This is a genomic window from Corynebacterium sp. LK2590, assembly GCF_040946105.1.
Lineage (GTDB): Bacteria > Actinomycetota > Actinomycetes > Mycobacteriales > Mycobacteriaceae > Corynebacterium.
Genome location: NZ_JAYWMH010000006.1, coordinates 54903 through 72513 on the forward strand (window position 1 = coordinate 54903; position 17611 = coordinate 72513).

Annotated in this window: 20 protein-coding genes; 6 read left to right on the plus strand and 14 right to left on the minus strand. The window is 69.1% G+C overall.

Translation table 11 applies throughout. The features are described 5' to 3' along the window. Positions 1 to 302 precede the first annotated feature (302 nt). The gene (locus VVR85_RS08350; RefSeq protein WP_368520461.1) at positions 303 to 932 is read left to right on the plus strand and encodes a DedA family protein; all 630 of its coding nucleotides are present in this window, start codon (positions 303 to 305) and stop codon (positions 930 to 932) included. Between the two features lie 92 nt (positions 933 to 1024). Here the strand turns inward: VVR85_RS08350 and VVR85_RS08355 are convergent, their stop codons facing one another. Beyond that, complete coding sequence (locus VVR85_RS08355; RefSeq protein WP_296202465.1) at positions 1025 to 1231, minus strand: cold-shock protein; 207 nt, start codon at positions 1229 to 1231, stop codon at positions 1025 to 1027. Between the two features lie 255 nt (positions 1232 to 1486). On the opposite strand from VVR85_RS08355, the gene VVR85_RS08360 reads away from it, so the two are divergent. Beyond that, the gene (locus tag VVR85_RS08360; RefSeq protein WP_368520462.1) at positions 1487 to 3817 is read left to right on the plus strand and encodes a DEAD/DEAH box helicase; all 2331 of its coding nucleotides are present in this window, start codon (positions 1487 to 1489) and stop codon (positions 3815 to 3817) included. A gap of 37 nt (positions 3818 to 3854) precedes the next feature. Here the strand turns inward: VVR85_RS08360 and VVR85_RS08365 are convergent, their stop codons facing one another. The 7 genes from VVR85_RS08365 to ssd form a co-directional block, all read right to left on the minus strand. Next, complete coding sequence (locus VVR85_RS08365; RefSeq protein WP_368520463.1) at positions 3855 to 4187, minus strand: Rv3654c family TadE-like protein; 333 nt, start codon at positions 4185 to 4187, stop codon at positions 3855 to 3857. After that, on the minus strand, positions 4180 to 4482 hold the full coding sequence (locus VVR85_RS08370; RefSeq protein WP_368520464.1) for a hypothetical protein: 303 nt from the start codon (positions 4480 to 4482) through the stop codon (positions 4180 to 4182). The genes VVR85_RS08365 and VVR85_RS08370 overlap by 8 nt, the downstream gene beginning before the upstream one ends. A 3-nt stretch (positions 4483 to 4485) precedes the next feature. Continuing rightward, positions 4486 to 4683, minus strand: coding sequence for a DUF4244 domain-containing protein (locus tag VVR85_RS08375; protein WP_368520465.1), 198 nt, complete (start codon positions 4681 to 4683; stop codon positions 4486 to 4488). A gap of 100 nt (positions 4684 to 4783) precedes the next feature. Beyond that, positions 4784 to 5365: a type II secretion system F family protein gene (locus VVR85_RS08380; protein ID WP_368520466.1), complete on the minus strand. Its 582-nt coding sequence runs from the start codon at positions 5363 to 5365 to the stop codon at positions 4784 to 4786. Beyond that, positions 5365 to 6162, minus strand: a complete 798-nt coding sequence (locus VVR85_RS08385; RefSeq protein WP_368520467.1) for a type II secretion system F family protein — start codon at positions 6160 to 6162, stop codon at positions 5365 to 5367. Before VVR85_RS08385 ends, VVR85_RS08380 begins: the two co-directional genes overlap by 1 nt. After that, positions 6159 to 7340: a TadA family conjugal transfer-associated ATPase gene (locus VVR85_RS08390; RefSeq protein ID WP_368520468.1), complete on the minus strand. Its 1182-nt coding sequence runs from the start codon at positions 7338 to 7340 to the stop codon at positions 6159 to 6161. Before VVR85_RS08390 ends, VVR85_RS08385 begins: the two co-directional genes overlap by 4 nt. Beyond that, positions 7333 to 8397: a septum site-determining protein Ssd gene (gene ssd / locus VVR85_RS08395; RefSeq protein WP_368520469.1), complete on the minus strand. Its 1065-nt coding sequence runs from the start codon at positions 8395 to 8397 to the stop codon at positions 7333 to 7335. The genes VVR85_RS08390 and ssd overlap by 8 nt, the downstream gene beginning before the upstream one ends. Before the next feature lie 318 nt (positions 8398 to 8715). Between ssd and VVR85_RS08400 the strand changes: the two genes are divergently transcribed. Beyond that, complete coding sequence (locus VVR85_RS08400; protein WP_368520470.1) at positions 8716 to 9546, plus strand: HAD family hydrolase; 831 nt, start codon at positions 8716 to 8718, stop codon at positions 9544 to 9546. Between the two features lie 54 nt (positions 9547 to 9600). On the opposite strand, the gene VVR85_RS08405 is transcribed toward VVR85_RS08400, so the two are convergent. Further along, positions 9601 to 10329: an oxidoreductase gene (locus VVR85_RS08405; RefSeq protein ID WP_368520471.1), complete on the minus strand. Its 729-nt coding sequence runs from the start codon at positions 10327 to 10329 to the stop codon at positions 9601 to 9603. 154 nt (positions 10330 to 10483) lie between these two features. On the opposite strand from VVR85_RS08405, the gene VVR85_RS08410 reads away from it, so the two are divergent. Then, positions 10484 to 10990, plus strand: coding sequence for a phage holin family protein (locus tag VVR85_RS08410; protein ID WP_070768264.1), 507 nt, complete (start codon positions 10484 to 10486; stop codon positions 10988 to 10990). A gap of 106 nt (positions 10991 to 11096) precedes the next feature. Further along, positions 11097 to 12008, plus strand: a complete 912-nt coding sequence (locus VVR85_RS08415; RefSeq protein WP_368520472.1) for an alpha/beta fold hydrolase — start codon at positions 11097 to 11099, stop codon at positions 12006 to 12008. 21 nt (positions 12009 to 12029) lie between these two features. On the opposite strand, the gene VVR85_RS08420 is transcribed toward VVR85_RS08415, so the two are convergent. From VVR85_RS08420 to nth, 4 genes are all read right to left on the minus strand, one after another. Then, positions 12030 to 13238 carry a MarP family serine protease gene (locus VVR85_RS08420; RefSeq protein ID WP_368520473.1) on the minus strand — a complete coding sequence of 403 codons (1209 nt, stop codon included), beginning with the start codon at positions 13236 to 13238 and terminating at the stop codon, positions 12030 to 12032. 86 nt (positions 13239 to 13324) lie between these two features. Then, positions 13325 to 14089, minus strand: coding sequence for a CoA pyrophosphatase (locus VVR85_RS08425; protein ID WP_368520474.1), 765 nt, complete (start codon positions 14087 to 14089; stop codon positions 13325 to 13327). Between the two features lie 51 nt (positions 14090 to 14140). After that, on the minus strand, positions 14141 to 14758 hold the full coding sequence (locus VVR85_RS08430; protein WP_368520475.1) for a TlpA family protein disulfide reductase: 618 nt from the start codon (positions 14756 to 14758) through the stop codon (positions 14141 to 14143). After that, positions 14755 to 15465 (minus strand): endonuclease III, encoded by a 711-nt coding sequence (gene nth / locus VVR85_RS08435; RefSeq protein ID WP_368520476.1) that lies wholly within the window; start codon positions 15463 to 15465, stop codon positions 14755 to 14757. The genes VVR85_RS08430 and nth overlap by 4 nt, the downstream gene beginning before the upstream one ends. Before the next feature lie 464 nt (positions 15466 to 15929). Here nth and glxR point away from each other — a divergent pair, with 464 nt between their 5' ends. Continuing rightward, positions 15930 to 16613 carry a CRP-like cAMP-activated global transcriptional regulator GlxR gene (glxR, locus tag VVR85_RS08440; RefSeq protein ID WP_070768258.1) on the plus strand — a complete coding sequence of 228 codons (684 nt, stop codon included), beginning with the start codon at positions 15930 to 15932 and terminating at the stop codon, positions 16611 to 16613. A 159-nt stretch (positions 16614 to 16772) separates the two neighbouring features. Here glxR and VVR85_RS08445 read toward each other — a convergent pair whose 3' ends face one another. Continuing rightward, positions 16773 to 17594: an MBL fold metallo-hydrolase gene (locus VVR85_RS08445; protein WP_368520477.1), complete on the minus strand. Its 822-nt coding sequence runs from the start codon at positions 17592 to 17594 to the stop codon at positions 16773 to 16775. Positions 17595 to 17611 lie beyond the last annotated feature (17 nt).

Genomic DNA, 17611 nt, shown 5'->3' on the forward strand with positions numbered 1-17611 from the left:
GCTTCCGAGCTTTCGCGCGCCGCATCCCAGGCAAGGCCAAGTGCCCCTAGCCTACACAGAGCCAAAACCGGCTACACAGTAATACAGTATTTAATGGGGCCACTTCCGAACTGTTTATCACTTGTCTAGCCCCGAAACCAACATTTACCGCCCCAACGGGGGCATAACCCATGGGGTATAGCGTTGGCCGGCGGTGGGTGTATCCTGCACTATTGAACTTGTTAATCGCGGACCGTCCCGGGCGCTTGTCCCCTCCGCGCCAGCGCGCACGGCCCGACTACACAAAGGAGGTGGCCTGCCTCATGGTGGACTCAATCCTGCAGGTCATCGAGTCGATTATGACCACCGACTGGGTGTACCCGGTCATCGGCTGCCTCATCTTCTTCGACTGCTTCTTCCCCGTCCTGCCGTCTGAAATCCCCCTGAACCTGGTGGGGGCCTGGGCCGGCAGCCAAGGGGTCCCGTCCGTGACCGTGATGTTTTTCACGGCCCTGTTCGCCGCCATCCTCGGCGACAACCTGTGTTTCCTGCTGGGCACCCGCTTCATGCCGTACGTGCAGCGCCTGCGGCGCGGGTCCAAGGCCTACGAGGGCCTCCTGTGGGTCAAGCGCCACATGCGGCGCAGCGGCGGGGCCGCCATCATCATCGCCCGCTTCATCCCTTCGGCGCGCCTGCTCATGACCATCCTGCTGGGATCGGTGCGCTACCCGTGGCCGCTGTTTTTCTTCTTCGACAGCATCGGCGTGGCCATCTGGGCCTTCCAGGCCCTGGCCATCGGCTACCTGGGCGGCATGGCCTTTTCGGATTCCCCCCTGGTGGCCATGCTGGTCAGTATCGTGGCCGCGGTGGTCATCGGCTTCGCCATCCAGTGGCTGCAAAACCGCATCCTGGACTGGAAGGACACCCGCAACGGCTACGCCGAGACCCCCTAAAACTCCCCTGCCGCCTGACCCTACGTAATAAAAAAGCTTTCGCCCCGCACCTTAAAAACAGGTAGCGAGGCGAAAGCCGGAGGCTTCGCGCCTTAGGAGATGACGGTAACGCCCTGGGCCTGCGGGCCCTTGGCGCCTTCGCCGACCTCGAAGGAGACCTTCTGGTTCTCCTCCAGGGTGCGGAAGCCGCCGCCCTGGATCTCGGAGTAGTGCACGAAGACGTCTGCGGATCCATCCTCCGGAGCGATGAAGCCGTAGCCCTTTTCAGCGTTAAACCACTTGACGGTTCCCTGTGCCATTATGTACCTCTTTCGGCGTATATAGGGATGTGTTGAACTTTTTCGAAGTGGTCGAGGCGTCGAACCTCTCTGCTGGTTAAGCCAGAAAGTGCCCGCGTTTTCCAAAATCTTTCACGAGCACCTAAATCTAAACACTGCGCTAAGAAATCTTCGACCACTGGTAAGTGTGACACGTTTTGGCGCCGCGCGATAGTCTTGGGAGGCTTTATTGACTAAAATTCTTGGTATTTTTCCACCCGGAAAGGGGTATGCGCGATGGTAGCTGAGTCCCCGAACCCGCTGGGCGCGGAGCTCGCGGAGATTCTCACCCGCCGCTTCCCGGAGTCGGAGTGCACCCACCTGACCACGCTGCCGCCCCGCCCGGCCGAGTACGCGGACTGGCCCGCCTGGGTGGACCCTGGGCTCAAGGAGCTGCTGGTCGATGCCGGCATCGGCCAGCTCTACAGCCACCAGGCCGCCACGGCTCAGGCGGCGTGGGAGGGCCACGACGTCGTGGTAGCCACCGGCACCTCCTCCGGTAAGTCGCTGGGCTACCAGCTGCCCATCCTGACCCGGCTGGCGGCCAACCCGACGGCCTGCGCGCTGTACCTGACCCCCACCAAGGCGCTGGGATCGGATCAGCTGCTGGCCGCCGGGCGCCTGGCCGGCTGGGCCAACCCGGCGCCTTATGACGGCGACACCCCGGCCGAGGCCCGCGCCGGCATCCGGGACAATTCCCGGTTCGTCTTCTCGACCCCGGACATGGTGCACGTCTCACTGCTGGCCGCCCACCAGCGCTGGGCGCGGTTCTTGCGGCACCTGGAATTCATCGTCATCGACGAGTGCCACTCCTACCGCGGGGTCTTCGGGGCCAATATCGCGCTGGTGCTGCGCCGCCTGTTGCGCCTGTGCCGCCACTACGGGGCGAACCCCACCATCATCGCGGCCTCGGCCACCATGCGGGATCCGGCCCGCCACCTGGAGCGGCTCACCGGCCGGCCGGCGCAGGCCGTGACCGCCGACGGGGCGCCGACCGGGGCGCGCACCATCATGCTGTGGGAGCCCGGCTTCCTCGACGAGAACACGCGCCGCGCCGCCACCTCCGAGGCCGCCGACATCATGGCGACCCTGGTGGCCGAGGGCGCGCGCACCCTGACCTTCGTGCGCTCCCGGCGCGCCGCCGAGCTGGTCTCCATGCTCTGCCAGGAGGAGCTATCCGGCCGCCTGGGCCGGGCCGACTTCGCCCGGCGCATCGCCTCCTACCGGGCCGGCTACCTCGCCGAGGACCGCCGCGCCCTGGAGGCCGGCCTCGACGACGGGAGCCTGCTGGGGGTGGCCACCACCTCGGCGCTGGAGCTGGGCATCGACGTCGGCACCCTGGACGCGGTGGTCACGGCCGGTTTCCCCGGCACCGTCGCCAGCTTCTGGCAGCAGGCCGGCCGGGCCGGGCGCCGCGGCCAGGGTTCCCTGGTGGTCCTGGTCGCCCGCGACGAGCCGATGGACACCTACCTGGTCCACCACCCGGCCGCCCTGCTGGAGCGCGACGTGGAGGCCAGCGTGTTCAACCCGCGCAACCCCTACCTGCTCTACGGCCACCTCTACTGCGCGGCCGTGGAGCTGCCGCTCAGCGATGCCGAGGCCGCCTTTGCCCCCGACGTCGTCGAGGCGCTAGCCCGCGACGGACTCATCAAGAAGCGGGCCCGCGGCTGGTTCCCCACCCCGCAGCTGGAGGGTGAGTGGCGCCCCGAGACCGCCCACGGGCAGGTGGCCCTGCGCGGCGGGGCGGGCCAGGAGGTCATGATCGTCGACAGCTCGGACGGGCGCCTGCTGGGCACCGTCGATGCCGCCCGGGCCGCCGCCCAGGTCCACCCCGGCGCGGTCTACCTGCACCAGGGCGAGACCTTCGTCATCGAGGACCTCGACCTGGACGACTACGTGGCCCTGGCGCGCCCCGACGTGCCGGACTATTCCACCCAGGCCCACTCCACCACCGACATCCGGATCCTGTCCGGGGCCGGGCCGGACGAGCTCATCAACTACTCGCCCGGACTGTGGGTGGCCAACGTGGAAGTCGAGGTCACCAACCAGGTCACCGGGTACGTGGTCCGCCTGCCGGACGGCACCGTGGGCGAGGAGGTGCCGCTGGAGATGCCGGAGCAGAGCCTGCGCACCCGCGCGGTGGCTTATACCATCGACCCGCTGGTTCTGGACAAGATCGGGGTCACCGCGGCCGATACCCCGGGCACCCTGCATGCCGCCGAGCACGCCGCCATCGGGCTGCTGCCGCTGCTGGCCACCTGCGATCGCTGGGACATCGGCGGGGTCTCGACGGCCCGGCACCTGGATACCCAGCTGCCCACCGTCTTCGTCTACGACGGCCACCCCGGCGGGGCCGGCTTCGCCGACGAGGGCTTCCGCCGCTTCCCAGAGTGGATCGAGGCCACCTTCGAGGCCGTGCGCTCCTGCGGCTGCGAGTCGGGCTGCCCGTCGTGCGTGCAGTCGCCCAAGTGCGGCAACGGCAACAACCCCCTCGACAAGGCCGGGGCCCTGAAACTGCTGGGAGCCCTGGTCACGATGACGCAGGGCTCCACGGCTGGGTCGGAGTGATACTTATTCGGAGTGTTACTGGATTAGCGCGGGCGCACTAGGCGGGCCCGGCCTTGGCCTGGGCGCCGCGCCAGCGCACCGACGCGCCGACCACGACGTCGCGGCCGGAAACGGTGCACCGGTCCAGGCGGGCGGCGTTGTCTTCGGCCGTGCGCCGGGCCGCCGGGCAGGCATCACCGCCGGTGGCCAGCGCATACGCCCCGGCGACCGCGGCGAGATCCGCCGCCACCTGAGCCTCGTGGCGGGCGATGACGTGCGCGGCGATCCCCGCCACGGCCAGCAAGACGCTGGCTAAGGCCACGATGATTCCGGCCGCGGTCACGGTGGCGTAGCCGTCCTCCTGCCCGCGCGCCGAGACCGGGCTATTCACCGGAGACCTCCGCCGGGAAGACGGCGGTGTGGCTCATCGTGCCCAGCGCCGCCGGCACGCGGGCCTCGGCCGTGACCAGCCCGCCCGACTCGTTGACCACGACCTCGATATCGCCCCGGGGCGGGACGTAGTCCACGCCGATGGCGTGGGCGCGGGCGGCCGCCCCGGCGGTATCGACGGCGGTCAAGTGCGCGGCCAGCGTCGCGATGCCGCCCAGGATGGCGGCGGCCACGATGACCAGGCTGGACAAGGCCAGGGCGGCCTCGATGCTGACGGAACCGGAATCATCGCGCATGGTTTAGCCCGGGGTGTTGGAGAGGGCGTCGGTGATAATCCCCTCGATGGCGTCGGAGACCCCGCCGCTGTTGATGACCATGTAGAGCACCGCCGCCAGGGCCGCGGCCCCCAGGCTCCCCATGGCGTATTCGATGGTCGACATCCCGTCCTCGTTGCCCAGGACCGAGACCTTCCTGCGCAGGTAGGTGGTAATTTTCATGGTATTTTCTCTTTCTTTCTTGGCTTCTGAGTGTCAGTTGGTTGGTGGAATGTGGTTGGTTGAATGGTCGTGCGAACAGGAACAGGTCGAAGCTGCCCGGTTAAAGCAGCTGCGCGCCGAGGCTTATCACCACCGGCACCAAGCCCAGCACCACGAAGGCGGGCAGGAAACACACGGCCAGCGGCAGGGCGACGAAGACGCCGGCCCGCTCCGCCGCCGCGGTCGCCTGGGCCTGCGCATCCACCCGCAGCGTGTGGCTGATGCGCTCACAGCCCCGCGCGATCGCCGCGCCGGACTGCCCGGACATGACCACGAGGCGGGCGAGCTCATCGATGCCCAGCCGCCCCCAGGCCCGCTGCCCCCGGGCCCCCACCGCCAGCAGCGCGGCCACCGCGCCCCAGCGCTCGGATAGTTGGCCTACCCGGGCGAGGGCGCCGGCCGCCTGCTGGGTGGACAGCCCGGCCCGCAGGCAAGCGGCGAAGAGCTCGACGTCGCTGGCGACATCCAGCGGGTCGGGCCCCTGCCGCGTGGTGAGGCGCTCCGAAATCCCCCGCAGGAGCGCCGATGGGCCATCGCGCGGGGTCTTCGGTATGACCCGGGCACCTGCCGCCGTGGGCAGGCACGCCACCGCCGCGGCCAGCAACAGCAAGGACAGCCCTCCAGAAAACGCCAGTGACGACATCAGCCCGCCGCCTTCCCGATGATGTAGCGCGACCACGCGAACCCGGCGCAGGCCAGCACCACCCCTAAGACCAGCAGGACGCCGCCCAGCCCGCCGCCGAAGAGGAAGCCGACTGGGTCGGCGCCCATCACCACGCCCATGGCGATCCCCGCCAGCGGCAGGCAGGTCAGGACGTAGGCGGTGGCCTGCGGGCCCTGCAGGCTCGACCGGGTGGCCTGGGCGTGCCGGCGGGCGGCGTCGAAGCGCGCCTGCGCGCTTTCCATCAGGCGGGCCAGGGGGATGCCGTAGTCGTCGCTGAGCGCGCACAGCTGGGCCAGGCCGCGCAGCTGCGGGCTGGCCTGCAGCACCTGCGGGAGGCTGCCGCCGCGGGCGGCGACCACCCCGGCGCTGACTAACACGTCGCGCAGCCCCGGCGGCCCGCCCGCCGGCAGGGCCTCCGCCCCGCGCGCCCACGCCGTCGGCAGGGTGGCCCCGGCCTGCAGGTCGCCGGTCACGGTGCCCAGGAAGGCAGCCAGCACCTCCCGCTCGGCGCGCCGGTTTCGGTTTCGCCGCACGTCGCGGACCACCCAGCAGACCGTCACGGCCACCACGGCCCCCGCGAGCACCACGCTGGCCCGGCCCACCCACAGGCTGACCAGCGTCACCGCGAAGACCCCGGCCAGCACGGCCGGCGCGGCGCGCAGCGATCCCCGCCCACCCGGCGCGCCGCCGCGGGCCCCTCCCAAGCGGGGAGCCGCAGAGGGCAGCGTGGCCCACACGCCAGCAGCCGCGGCCAAGCACCACAGAGCACTAGTCATGCCAACCTCCCGGAAAGCTCGGCGGCGAATTCGGCGAAGCCCTCGCGCGGGCCGGCCTCCGTGCTCCACACCACGCGCGCCCGCACCGGGTTTCCCTCCAGGAGACCGATCTGGGCTAGCCGGCGGCGCCCGTCCCGGCCGCGCTCGGTGGTGAAAACCACGTGCACCGCCGCCGCCAGCTGAGAGTGCAGCGCCGCCCGGTCCAGCCCGCCGAGGGCGGCGAGGGCTTCCATGCGGGCGGGCACCTCGGCCAGGGAGTTGGCGTGCAGGGTCCCCGCCCCGCCGTCGTGCCCGGTGTTCAGCGCCGCCAGCAGGTCCACGACCTCCGCGCCGCGGATCTCGCCGACGATGATCCGATCCGGACGCATCCGCAGCGCCTGCCGCAGCAGGGTGGCCATGGTGATTTCGCCGCACCCTTCCGCGTTGGCGCGGCGCGCGACCAGGCTGACCACGTGCGGGTGGTTGGGCTTGAGCTCGGCCGTGTCCTCGATGACCACCAGGCGCTGGGCGGAATCGGCCTCGCCCAGCAGCGCCGAGAGCAGCGTCGTCTTACCGGATCCGGTGCCCCCGACCACCAGGAAGGAGACCTGGGCGGCGACCATATCGCGGACCACCGGGGCGACCGCCGGGTCGATGGTTCCGTTGTCGACGAGCTCTGTGAAGCTGGTCTGCGCCTGCCGCAGCACGCGCAAGCTCAGGCAGGTCCCGCCCTCGGCCGGCGGGGACAGGACCGCGTGCAGACGCAGGACCGTGCCGTCGCTGCGCTCGAGCCGCCCGTCGGCGAAGGGCTGGGAGTCGTCCAGGCGCGCCCCGCAGCTCACGGCCAGGCGGGTGGCCAGGCGGCGGACCTCGGCATCGTCAGCGAAGCGGACCGGGACCTCCGCAAGCCCGGCCCCGGTGTCGGCGAAGACGGAGTGCGGGCCGTTGACCACCACGTCAGTGATGCCGGGGTAGCTCATCACCCGCTCCAGCGGGCCCAGCCCGGTGGTGTCGTCGCGCAGCTGGCGCAGCACGCGCAGGACCTCCACGTCGGTGATGACGCCGGCCTCCTGGCGGACCCGGCGCGCTAGATCGGCGGGCCGGTGGAGCAGCTCCGGCTCGGCCGCCACGCACTGCTGGAGGCTGTCGATAAGCTGCGCCGGCGACGGCGTCGGCGCAGGCCGCGAGACCTTAGACATCCTGGCCCACCGCCTGCAGGATCTGGCGGCAGGTGGCATCGATGGCGCGGGGCAGGCGCTGCGGCAGCCCGCCCATCTCCACGGCCGCGGCCAGCTTCTTGCTGGTCGGCACCTGCGCGACCGCGTCGGCGTGGCAGATCTTTTCGACCTCCCCCAGGCCGAGCCCCGACCAGCCGCGGTCCCGGACCACCAGGTGGCAGCGGCGGTTGTCCGCCGCCAGCCGGGCCACCAGCTGGGCGGCCACCGCAGTCGAGCGCACCTCCGCGGCCGTAAGCACCACCACGTGCTGGGCCTGCCGCGGCAGCAGGTGCCAGTCGCAGTCGAAGATGCTTATCCCCGCCTGCCCGCGCACGCTTTCCGCGGCGGCCTCGACGGCGGCCAGCTCGAGGCGAAACGGATCGGCCACCGCGCTGCGCGCCGCCGAAAGCACCGCTATCCCGTCCGCCGTGGTCGGTAGCGCGGCCCGCAGCTCGTTCCCGGCGATAGCACCTTGCCCCAGGCGCAGCTCCGGCCAGCGCGCCCCGGGCTGCTGCTCGAGCCCCAGGAGAAGATCCAGCCCGCCGGAGAACTCGCCGGCGTCGACCAGCATGACCGCCCCGCAGGCCGAGTGCTGGCCGGCCGTGCGGGCCAGCACGGCCGCGAGCAGCGATGCCCCGGCCCCGCCGCCAGCGCCCACCACGGCCACCAGGCGGTGCTCGGCGTTGGCCTCCTCGGGCCCGCGCATGACCTCGCCCAGGGTCTCCAGCAGCTGGCGGGACTCCGCCGGCAGGATAAACGCCGCCTCCGCGTGGCAGTTAAGCACCGCCTCGTAGTTGAGCGGGCCGGGCTCATTGCCCACGAAATAGACCGGGGCCCGGCCGCGCAGGCTGGCCACGTGGGCGGCGGTGGTCTCATCGACCACCACGGCCCGGGCCTGGGCCGCCAGCCGGGAGATTTCCCGCGGGTCGACGGCGTGCCGGACCTCCGCGCTGGCTGCCGCCGCGGCGTGCTGAGCCTCGGGGATAAGCAGCGGGTCCGTGACCGCGATGAGGATGAAGTCAGTAATCGGTGCGTTCATGCCCCTCACTCTGGCCGGTGTCCCCCGCCCAATCCAGGGCGGGCGACAACGCCTGTGGACAACCCCGCCGCAGGTGGCCACTCATGAGTGGCCCGCGACACATGTAACCATCCTGGTGTGAATGACCCGGCGTTCGCCCTTGCGCGGCTGCCGGCGGAGTGTAACCATCGAGGCCAAACCTACGATTGAGTAGGTAGTATCCCGGCTCCCCTAGGAAACTGCCGGAAACTGCGGTAGATTAAACACAAACATAACAATTGCAACACAGGACTCGACAGACACTTCAGTAACGGAAATTAGCGCCAGGATTTCACCCATATGACTCGCCAGCCCGAACGCCTCCCCGCCGACACCGCCCGCGTGGCGGCCTTCTTCGATCTCGATAAGACGATCATCGCGACCTCCTCGGCGTTCGCCTTCGGCAAAGAGTTCATGCACAACGGGCTGATTACCCCCACGGAGGCCCTGCAGCTGTCCCTGGCCAAGACCAGCTTCATGATGGCCGGCCAGTCCAGCCAGCAGATGGACGCCACCCGCGACCAGCTCGCCAAGATGGTCACCGGCTGGCCCGTGGACGAGGTCGAGGCCATCGCCCAGCAGACCATGCACACCGTGCTCACCCCGGCCATCTATTCGGAGGCCCGCGAGCTGATCACCTACCACCAGGCCGCCGGCCACGAGGTCATCATCATCTCCGCCTCCGCGCGCCCGCTGGTCCAGCTCATCGCGGACGAGCTCGGCGTGGACCAGGTCGTGGCCACCGAGCTCGCCGCCGAAAACGGCAAGTTCACCGGCGAGGTCCTCTACTACTGCAAGGGCCCGGCCAAGGCTGAATCCCTCGACCGCCTCGCCGAGTCCGGCCGCTACGACCTGCCCCGCAGCTTCGCCTACTCCGACTCCGCCACCGACATCCCCATGCTGGAAAAGGTGGGCAACCCCGTGGCCGTCAACCCGGACCGGGCCATGAAGAAGCACGCCCTAGAGCACGGCTGGGACATCCGCACCTTCAAGGACCCCGAGCCCCTGTTCACCCTGCCCGGCGCCAAGGAGGTCGGCATCGGCGCCGGCGTGGTCGCCGGCATCGCCGCCCTCATCGCCGGCGGCATCTGGCTGGCCGGGCGCCCCGGCCCCGCCAAGTGGCCGGCCTAGTGCCGTTTACCGCTTAAGCTCCCAGGCTTAAGCCCCCAGGTTTAAGCCCCAGGCTTAAGCGGCGCGGGCGATGCCGTCTGCCTCCTTGCCGCCGGCCTCCCAGGCCGCCAGGTGGAGACGCAGCAGCGGGAAGGGATCCTCGGCGCGGTAGGCCTGCAGCGTTTCCGTGTACTGCTGCCGGTGCCGCGAGAAATACGTCTCCGGCACCGCGAAACCGCGCGGATCCAGGCCCGTGGCGATGGCGGCGGCGCGCCCGGCCATCCGCCCCACCAGCCCGCTGCGCTCGCCGAAGCAGCCGTGGGCGGCGACCTCAGCGTGCAGCACCGCCGGAAGCAGCAAGCGCAGTCCCGGCCCCGGCGCGCTGCCCGCACCGGCCACGACCCAGCCGGCCAGCACCGTCAGGCGATCCGCCGCGGCCTGGGGCTTGCCGGCCCCGCCGCCGGCCACGTCCCAGCGGGCCAAAACCTGCAGCGGGGCGCGGGTGAAGGTGCGCATGGTCGCAGCGAACTGCTCGGGCGCCAGCGTGGAATAGGCGCTGATGTGGCGGGCCAGCAGGCTGCCGTCGGCATTAAATTCTTCCTCCACGTCGCGGGCCACGCGCCCGCTGACCAGCCCCGCGCTGGCCCTGGCGCCGCGCAGCAGGGACTCCGAAGATACGACCTCGGGTTTGCGCAAAGCCGCAGGTCGCCGGTGTGCCGCCGCGATGGCGCTCTCGGCCCGCCCGGACAGGCGGGAGACTTCTTCGTCCCTTAACAGCGGGGATAGCGGGTCATTTTCGGCCATATGAACTAGGATAGGCGTTAGCAAACGTGGCGACGGGCTGCGGCCGGTCGTTTTTTAGACTGTGACCCGCGTGTCGGGACGCTGTGCGCTCGGACGACGTTTCCACGTAGTATTTAAGTTACGAAATATTTTCCACCCAAGGAAGGTTTAACCTGTGAGCAACGACGGACTTTTCACCGACGGCAGTAATCAGTTTGCCCCGAAGGTCAACGCGATCCCCCTCAGCGACGCTGACACCTCCCGCTCCGGTGAGGCTTCCATCGGCACCTTGGTCTCCAACGCCACTGAGCAGGTCTCCAGCTTGGTCCGCTCGGAGGTCGAGCTGGCCAAGACCGAGCTGGCCGCTTCCGCCAAGAAGGGCGGCATCGGCGCCGGCTTCTTCGGTGTGGCCGGCACCGTCGCCCTGTATAGCTCCTTCTTCTTTTTCTTCTTCCTCGCGGAGCTGCTCGCCAAGTGGCTGGACCGCTGGGCCGCCTTCCTTATCGTCTTCCTCATCATGCTGGTCATCGCCGGCGTCTGCGCCCTGGTGGGTATCCAGAACGTAAAGAAGGTCAAGAAGCCGGAAAAGACCATCAACTCCTTTAGCGACATGAAGGACCTGGTCCCGGGCAAGGCCCAGAAGAAGGTCGAGGGCAACAAGGGCCTGTTCACCAACTCCTAGGCCAGCCCCTAAAGCCCCCCTCCCTACCCCCTAACTCCGCCCCACGCACCGCGTTCGGCGGAGTTTTGTCAGTTTCTACCGAGCCCAACCTGGAGGAGTATCGCCCGTGTCGGCACGCAACCTTTCGCCCTCCGTCGTGGAGCTGGACGGCCCGTTTACGCACCAGCTGGTGCACACGCGCGGCATCCGGCTGCACGCCGCGGTGGCCGGGGATCCCCAAAATCCCCTCGTCGTGGCCATTCACGGGTCCTACGGCGGCTGGTTCGACTACCGGGACGTCATCGCCCCGCTGGCCGAGCGCGGCTTCCACGTCGCGGCTATCGATGCCCGCGGCTTCGGCATGTCCGACAAGCCCCCGGCCGATATCGGCCACGACATCCGCGTAATGACCGGCGATCTCTCCGGGCTCATCCAGGCGCTGGGCCACCGCCGGGCCATCATCATCGGCAACGACACGGGCGCCTCGGTGGCCTGGTCCCTGGCGGTGGAGCACCCCGAGCGTGTCGCCGGCATCGTGAGCATCTCTGGCGCCTACCCGGTGGACCTGCGACGCGCCATGGCCGCCCGCCCCTGGGATTTCTTCTGGCTGTGGCTGCGCGCGGGACTGTGCCGCCTGCCCTACCGGGCCCTGCAGCGCGTGCCCGGGCTCTCCGAGTGGGTCTACCGCAAGGAGCTGCTGCTCAATACCACCGGCCGCTTCCGCGGCGAGCGCTTCCAGCGGTTGCTGCAGCTGCGGCTCGAGGCCGCCTCCATCGGCAACGTCGTGCGCGGAATCCTGTGGAACCACCGGCTGCTGACCGCCGCCGTCCCGCGCCGCTGGGTCGAGGAGACCATCTCCGCGCCCGTGCTTTTCTTCCACTCCGGGCAGCGCCTGTGGAACCCCATCATCCGGCGCGCGCGATCCCGCACCACCGGCGCCTTTGCCGATCACAGCCTGCGGCACGCCAAGAACCTGCCGCACGTGGAAGAGCCCGCCGACTTCGTCGCGACCGTCGCGGACTGGGCGCGCCAGCTTTAGCCGAAGGCGGCGGGCCGAGGCCTAATTGGACACGACGTCGCGGGCCACGCACTCGCCGGTGTTGACCGGCTCGGTCAGCTGCGCGACGTCCCCGATGTGGGAAATCACCTCGTCGGCAGTCAGCGCGTAGCCGGTGTCCGTGTCATCCACGGCCGCGCCGAAGACCATGCCGAGGACCTGGCCCTCCGTGTTGAACAGCGGCCCACCCGAGTTGCCCTGCTGGATGCTGCCGCGCACGGTGTAGGCGTCGCGCTCGACGCGACCCATGTTGTAGATGTCCGGGCCGGCAATCGTGATGCGATCGCGCACGCGGGCCGGGGTGGCGCTGAACGGGCCCGACTGCGGGAATCCCATGACGATGGCGTCGTCGCCGGTCACCCCCGGCTCCGGCGCCCAGTCCAGCGGCGGCAGCTGCAGGTTCTCGCTGTGCAGCACGGCGATGTCGACCTCGGGGTTGTAGTAGACCACCTCGGCCTGCTGGATGCCGGTGACCGTGTCCAGGTTGACTAGGTTGGTCCCGGCCACGACGTGGGCGTTGGTGACCACGTAGTCGTCCTGGATGACAAAGCCGGAGCCCATCAGGCGGCGGCTGCAGGAGTCCGCGTCGCCCAGCACGTGGATGACCGACGGGCGCAACTGCTTGACCAGCGCCTTGTTCTCGACCTCGATGCGCGGGGCGGCGACCTCCACGTTGCGGTCGCCGTCGATGGGCGCCACCAGCGGCGGCAGGCCCGTCTGGTTCAGCAGCGAGGTCACCCCGCCCGGCAGGGCCTTCAGCTGCTCCGGCGCGACCGAGTGGATGCCGCCCAGGATCTGAGATTCCCGCAGGCCCTTGCCCACCACGCCGGTCAGCCCGCTGGCCAGCGGGATGGAGACCAGCCAGATGACCAGCAGGGCGGCCACGGCCTGGAAGACCGAGCCGGCCAGGGAGTCGATGCGCTGGGCCGAGCGCAGCCGGAGTCTGTCCCGCAGCCGAGCGCCGAGGGAGGACCCGGCCAGGTGGCCGATGCCGACCAGCAGGATCATCACGCCGACGGCCAGCAAGAGGCGCAGGGCCACCGAGTCCGTCAGGCGCATCGCCAGCGGGGCCAGGCCCATGCCGATGACCAGGCCGGCGACGATGCCGATGAAGGACAGCACGGAAGACATCACGCCCTGGCGCCACCCGGCGAACACCGCGGCTAGCACGGCGATCACGATGAGGGCGTCGACCACTAAAAATGCGCTCACTGAAAAAGGGTTCTTCCTGTAAAAATCTGTTTTGGCTAGGCCAGCATACTACCGCGCGGCGACGCAGCTGCTAAACAGCTACACAACTATTCGGTCGCCGGTTGCTGCTGGTGCGGTTCGTTCATCTTCTCACGATTGCGCGACGCGGCGAGGGTGGCGCGGAGCGGTCGCACCGAATTGTTATCCCAGGGCTGCTCCCAGCCAGCGTGCCGCAAGGTGGTGGCCAGCACCCCGGCGGTAAATCCCCAGATGACGTAGCCCTGGATCCGGAAGGCGGGCCCGGTCCAGGCTCCCCACCCCACCTGGATCCGGTTGGCGGGATCGATGAGATCGGTCAGGGGGACGGTGAAGACGTCGTCCGTCTCCGCGGGGCTGGCCACCCCGACCGGGGAGAGGCTGTGCCAGTAGGCCAGCACCGGGGTCACGGGGTTGCCGGTCGCCCGGATCCGCAGCCGCTCCCACTGATCGATGGGGGTCACGCTGCGGCGATCCAACCCGGTTTCCTCCCAGGCCTCGCGCAGGGCGGCGTCGACCAGGTTGGTATCTTCCGGATCCACCCGGCCGCCGGGGAAGGCGATCTGGCCGGAGTGCGAGCGCATGGTCGGCGTGCGGTGGGTGAGCAGCACCCGGGCGTTGTCCAGGCAGTCCCCGGCCAGCAGCACCAGCACCGCCGCGTCCCGGCGCAGCTTCTTCACCGGCGGGAAGTTGCGGTCGAGGCGCTGGCCCATGGTGGCCTCGATCTGGTGCGAATCCACCCCGAGGGCCGGGCGCAGCCACCGCGGCGCGGCCGCCGGGCGCACCGTCACGTTCTCTCCGGGCCGGTCCCCGTGGTGCGGCAAGTACAGCCCCATCAGCGCCTCACCGCCCCGGCCATTGACCGTCCCGTTATCAGAGCGCTAGCTTTAGCCATCCAGCGCCCCCGCGACCGCGGACTCAATCTCCGCGGTGGACTCGAAGGCCTGGACGAAGCGGCCGACCTCGTGCCCGTCTTTCAGCACCAGGGTGATGGGGATGACCCGCGGCAGGCCGAGCCCACCAGCAAAGGAATTATCCGAGTCCTGGAAGCTGGGCAGGCCCACGCCCAGCTCCTCGAGCAGCGCGGCACCGTTGGCCGCGTTGGTGTCGGCGTGCACGCCGAGCACCTCCCACTCCGGGTGGCTGGCGGCGACCTCCTCCAGCAGGGGCAGCTCCTCCCGGCAGGGCTGGCACCACCAGGCCCACACGTTGACGATGGTCACCCCGCTATCGGCCGAGCCTTCTTCCGCGGATTCCTGCCCGCCCAGGCAGTCCAGGTCGACCCCGGCGACGGGACCGGCCGGGCAGTCCGGGCGGGCCGGCACGTCGGCGGCCTGACCCTGCTCGGCCGGCGATGCCGCAGGGGCCGACGATGCCCCGGCCGCGTCCGGGCCGGAGGCCTGCTCGCCACCGCCCCCGGGAGACAGGAGTGCCAGGGCGGCGGCGACCACGGCGACCGTCAGCACGACGGCCGCCCCGATGGACCAGAAAACCTGCTTTTTCATCTCCCCACCAGTCTACTGGGCCGGGGCGCTTTCCCGTATTCCGCAGCCGCCGGGCACAGGTGGGCCAGCACGCAGTCGCCGCAGCGCGGGCTGCGGGCCCGGCAGACCGCCCGTCCGTGGAAGATGAGGCGGTGGGAGAACATGGTCCACTCCTCCTCCGGCAGCTGGCCGGCGATGTCCTTTTCGATGGCCACCGGGGTCGTTTTCTCCGTCAGGCGGAGCCGGGTGACCAGGCGCTGGAAGTGCGTGTCCACGGTCAGCCCCGGCAGGCCGAAGGCGTTGCCGCGCACCACCAGGGCGGTCTTGCGGCCCACCCCGGGCAGGCTGGTCAGCTCCTTTATCCCGCGGGGGACCTCGCCGCCGAAGTGGGCCACCAGCCCCTCGCCTATCCCCAGCAGGTGCTTGGTCTTGGCCCGCTGGAAGCCGAGCGGGCGCAGGATTTCCTCCAGTTGCGCCGGATCGGCCTGGGCGTAGGCGGCGGCGTTTGGGTATTTTGCGAAGAGTGCAGGGGTGACCTGGTTGACCCGGGCGTCGGTGCACTGCGCGGACAGCACCGTGGCCACGAGCAGCTCGAGTGGGGTCTCAAAGTCCAGCTCACAGCGGGCGTCCGGATATTCCTGGCTGAGAATTTTGTTGATCGTCTCGGCCCGCCGCGGGCCGGAATTGCGAAGATTTTTCGCAGAATTCGAGGGTTTATGGTCGCGCATGAATAAAAGCTTAGTAAGATGGGGGCCATGATCGTCTTAGTCATCGTCGCGCCCGTCGCGCTGGCCGTGTTCGCCATGTTCATGGAGAAGCTTGAATCAAGCGTCCTCGACTAGCCTGCATTAGCTGGTAGCTAGCAGGACTGACACGCTCGCGCCTCGGGCTAACTGGAGATACCACAACCGGGCGTCTGGAAAAGACCCGGTTGTCACGACTGAGTTGGCGGTTCCCCTTGCGGAGCCGGAGGTTGCAGCGGTGGCTTTTATCTTTCATACGCACGGATTACGCGACTACGCGTGCCCTGTGTGCAGGCTCTGTTTCTGTTAGGAATTGCGCTTTTAACCCCATAAGTGACCAATTCCACGGTAGGATATGAGCCGTTACATAAAATTTTCCGGTGCCTGCGGTGAAATTCACTGCAGATTTACACCTTCGACCCCATCAGCTGATTGACCAAGGAGCATTAGTGGAAAGCGTTCAGGATATTCTCTCCCGCGCGGGTATCTTCCAGGGTGTCGATCCCGTCGCGGTTAACAACCTGATTGAGCAGATGGAGACGGTCCGTTTCCCGCGTGGTACCACCATTTTCGACGAGGGCGAACCGGGCGACCGCCTCTACATCATCACCTCGGGCAAGATTAAGCTCGCCCGCCACGCCCCGGACGGCCGCGAGAACCTGCTGACCGTGATGGGCCCGTCCGACATGTTCGGCGAGCTGTCCATCTTCGATCCGGGCCCGCGCACCTCCGCCGCGGTCTGCGTGACCGAGGTCCAGGCCGCCACCATGAACTCGGAGATGCTCAAGCAGTGGGTCAGCGACCACCCGTCCATCGCCCAGCAGCTGCTGCGCGTGCTGGCCCGCCGCCTGCGCCGCACCAACGCCAACCTGGCGGACCTCATCTTCACCGACGTGCCGGGCCGCGTGGCCAAGACGCTGCTGCAGCTGGCCAACCGCTTCGGCGTGCAGGAAGGTGGCGCCCTGCGCGTCAACCACGACCTGACCCAGGAGGAGATCGCACAGCTGGTCGGCGCCTCCCGCGAGACCGTCAACAAGGCCCTGGCCACCTTCGCCCACCGCGGCTGGATCCGCCTGGAGGGCAAGTCCGTCATCATCGTGGACACCGAGCACCTGGCTCGCCGCGCCCGCTAAGGCCGGCCTTTTCCAGCCTCGCGCCCCGCGCCCGCGGGGGCGGGGTTATTTTTATTCCCGGGCCCCGTGGGCGCGAACGGCAGACAAAAACCTCCCCGCCCCACTGACTCGCGAAAGCCAGTTGAGGGGCGGGGAGGCAAGTGCCCTGGGAAGGGTCTTTTAGCTGTTCTTCTCGGCGTCGAGGTACTTCAGCGCCGTGCGGGTCGACTGCTCGGCGGCGTGGCGCAGGACCGGATCGACGTCGTCATACATGTTGTCGATGAGGGTCTGCAGCTCGATGTCCTCGCCGTGCTCCTGGCGCAGCGTGCGGATCTGGTCTAGGCGGTAGTGGCGGCGGTCGATGTACTTGCGCGCCATCGCGGAGGTGTCCTCCAGGTCCGGGCCGTGGCCCGGCAGCAGGGGCACGTCCTTGCCGCGCTCTTCCAGCATGGCCAGCGACTCCAGGTAGGCCCCCAAGTCGCCGTCGGTCTCCGAGAGCAGCGTGGTGTGGCGGCCGACGATGGTGTCGCCACTGATGATGCCCTCCAGGTGGGAGTTGTGCGGCTCGCCGCTCCAGACGAAGAAGGACGTGGAATCCGCAGTGTGGCCCGGGGTGTGCGCCACCTCGAGCTGCGGGGTGACCCCGTCCAGGGAGATGATCTCCCCGTCTTCCAGGGCCTCAACTCCGCTTGAGCAGTAGTTCGGGTCGAAGGCGCGGACGGGGGCGCCGGTCAGCTGGCGCAGCCGGGTGGCCCCGTCGGCGTGGTCGTTGTGCCGGTGGGTCAGTACGATGAGGCCGATTTCCCCGGCGTTGTTGCGGATGACGTTGAGGTTTCCCTCGTCCTCCGGGCCCGGATCGACGACGATCGACTTGGCGTCTTCCGCCGCGCGGATGATCCAGGTGTTGGTCCCTTCGAGGGCCGTGTAGCTGGGGTTGTCACACAGGACAACGCCCGCTGAACGAGTCACCGGGCGAAGTTGGCTATATGCAGGATGCTCCATAAATCCTACCCTATCCG

What these genes read in the sequence shown, in the direction of transcription:
- VVR85_RS08350 (WP_368520461.1), top strand. Translation starts at nt 303, where the DNA reads ATGGTGGACTCAATCCTGCAGGTCATCGAGTCGATTATGACCACCGAC.
- VVR85_RS08355 (WP_296202465.1), bottom strand. Translation starts at nt 1,231, where the DNA reads ATGGCACAGGGAACCGTCAAGTGGTTTAACGCTGAAAAGGGCTACGGC.
- VVR85_RS08360 (WP_368520462.1), top strand. Translation starts at nt 1,487, where the DNA reads ATGGTAGCTGAGTCCCCGAACCCGCTGGGCGCGGAGCTCGCGGAGATT.
- VVR85_RS08370 (WP_368520464.1), bottom strand. Translation starts at nt 4,482, where the DNA reads ATGCGCGATGATTCCGGTTCCGTCAGCATCGAGGCCGCCCTGGCCTTG.
- VVR85_RS08375 (WP_368520465.1), bottom strand. Translation starts at nt 4,683, where the DNA reads ATGAAAATTACCACCTACCTGCGCAGGAAGGTCTCGGTCCTGGGCAAC.
- VVR85_RS08380 (WP_368520466.1), bottom strand. Translation starts at nt 5,365, where the DNA reads ATGTCGTCACTGGCGTTTTCTGGAGGGCTGTCCTTGCTGTTGCTGGCC.
- VVR85_RS08385 (WP_368520467.1), bottom strand. Translation starts at nt 6,162, where the DNA reads ATGACTAGTGCTCTGTGGTGCTTGGCCGCGGCTGCTGGCGTGTGGGCC.
- VVR85_RS08390 (WP_368520468.1), bottom strand. Translation starts at nt 7,340, where the DNA reads ATGTCTAAGGTCTCGCGGCCTGCGCCGACGCCGTCGCCGGCGCAGCTT.
- ssd (WP_368520469.1), bottom strand. Translation starts at nt 8,397, where the DNA reads ATGAACGCACCGATTACTGACTTCATCCTCATCGCGGTCACGGACCCG.
- VVR85_RS08400 (WP_368520470.1), top strand. Translation starts at nt 8,716, where the DNA reads ATGACTCGCCAGCCCGAACGCCTCCCCGCCGACACCGCCCGCGTGGCG.
- VVR85_RS08405 (WP_368520471.1), bottom strand. Translation starts at nt 10,329, where the DNA reads ATGGCCGAAAATGACCCGCTATCCCCGCTGTTAAGGGACGAAGAAGTC.
- VVR85_RS08425 (WP_368520474.1), bottom strand. Translation starts at nt 14,089, where the DNA reads ATGGGGCTGTACTTGCCGCACCACGGGGACCGGCCCGGAGAGAACGTG.
- VVR85_RS08430 (WP_368520475.1), bottom strand. Translation starts at nt 14,758, where the DNA reads ATGAAAAAGCAGGTTTTCTGGTCCATCGGGGCGGCCGTCGTGCTGACG.
- nth (WP_368520476.1), bottom strand. Translation starts at nt 15,465, where the DNA reads ATGCGCGACCATAAACCCTCGAATTCTGCGAAAAATCTTCGCAATTCC.
- VVR85_RS08445 (WP_368520477.1), bottom strand. Translation starts at nt 17,594, where the DNA reads ATGGAGCATCCTGCATATAGCCAACTTCGCCCGGTGACTCGTTCAGCG.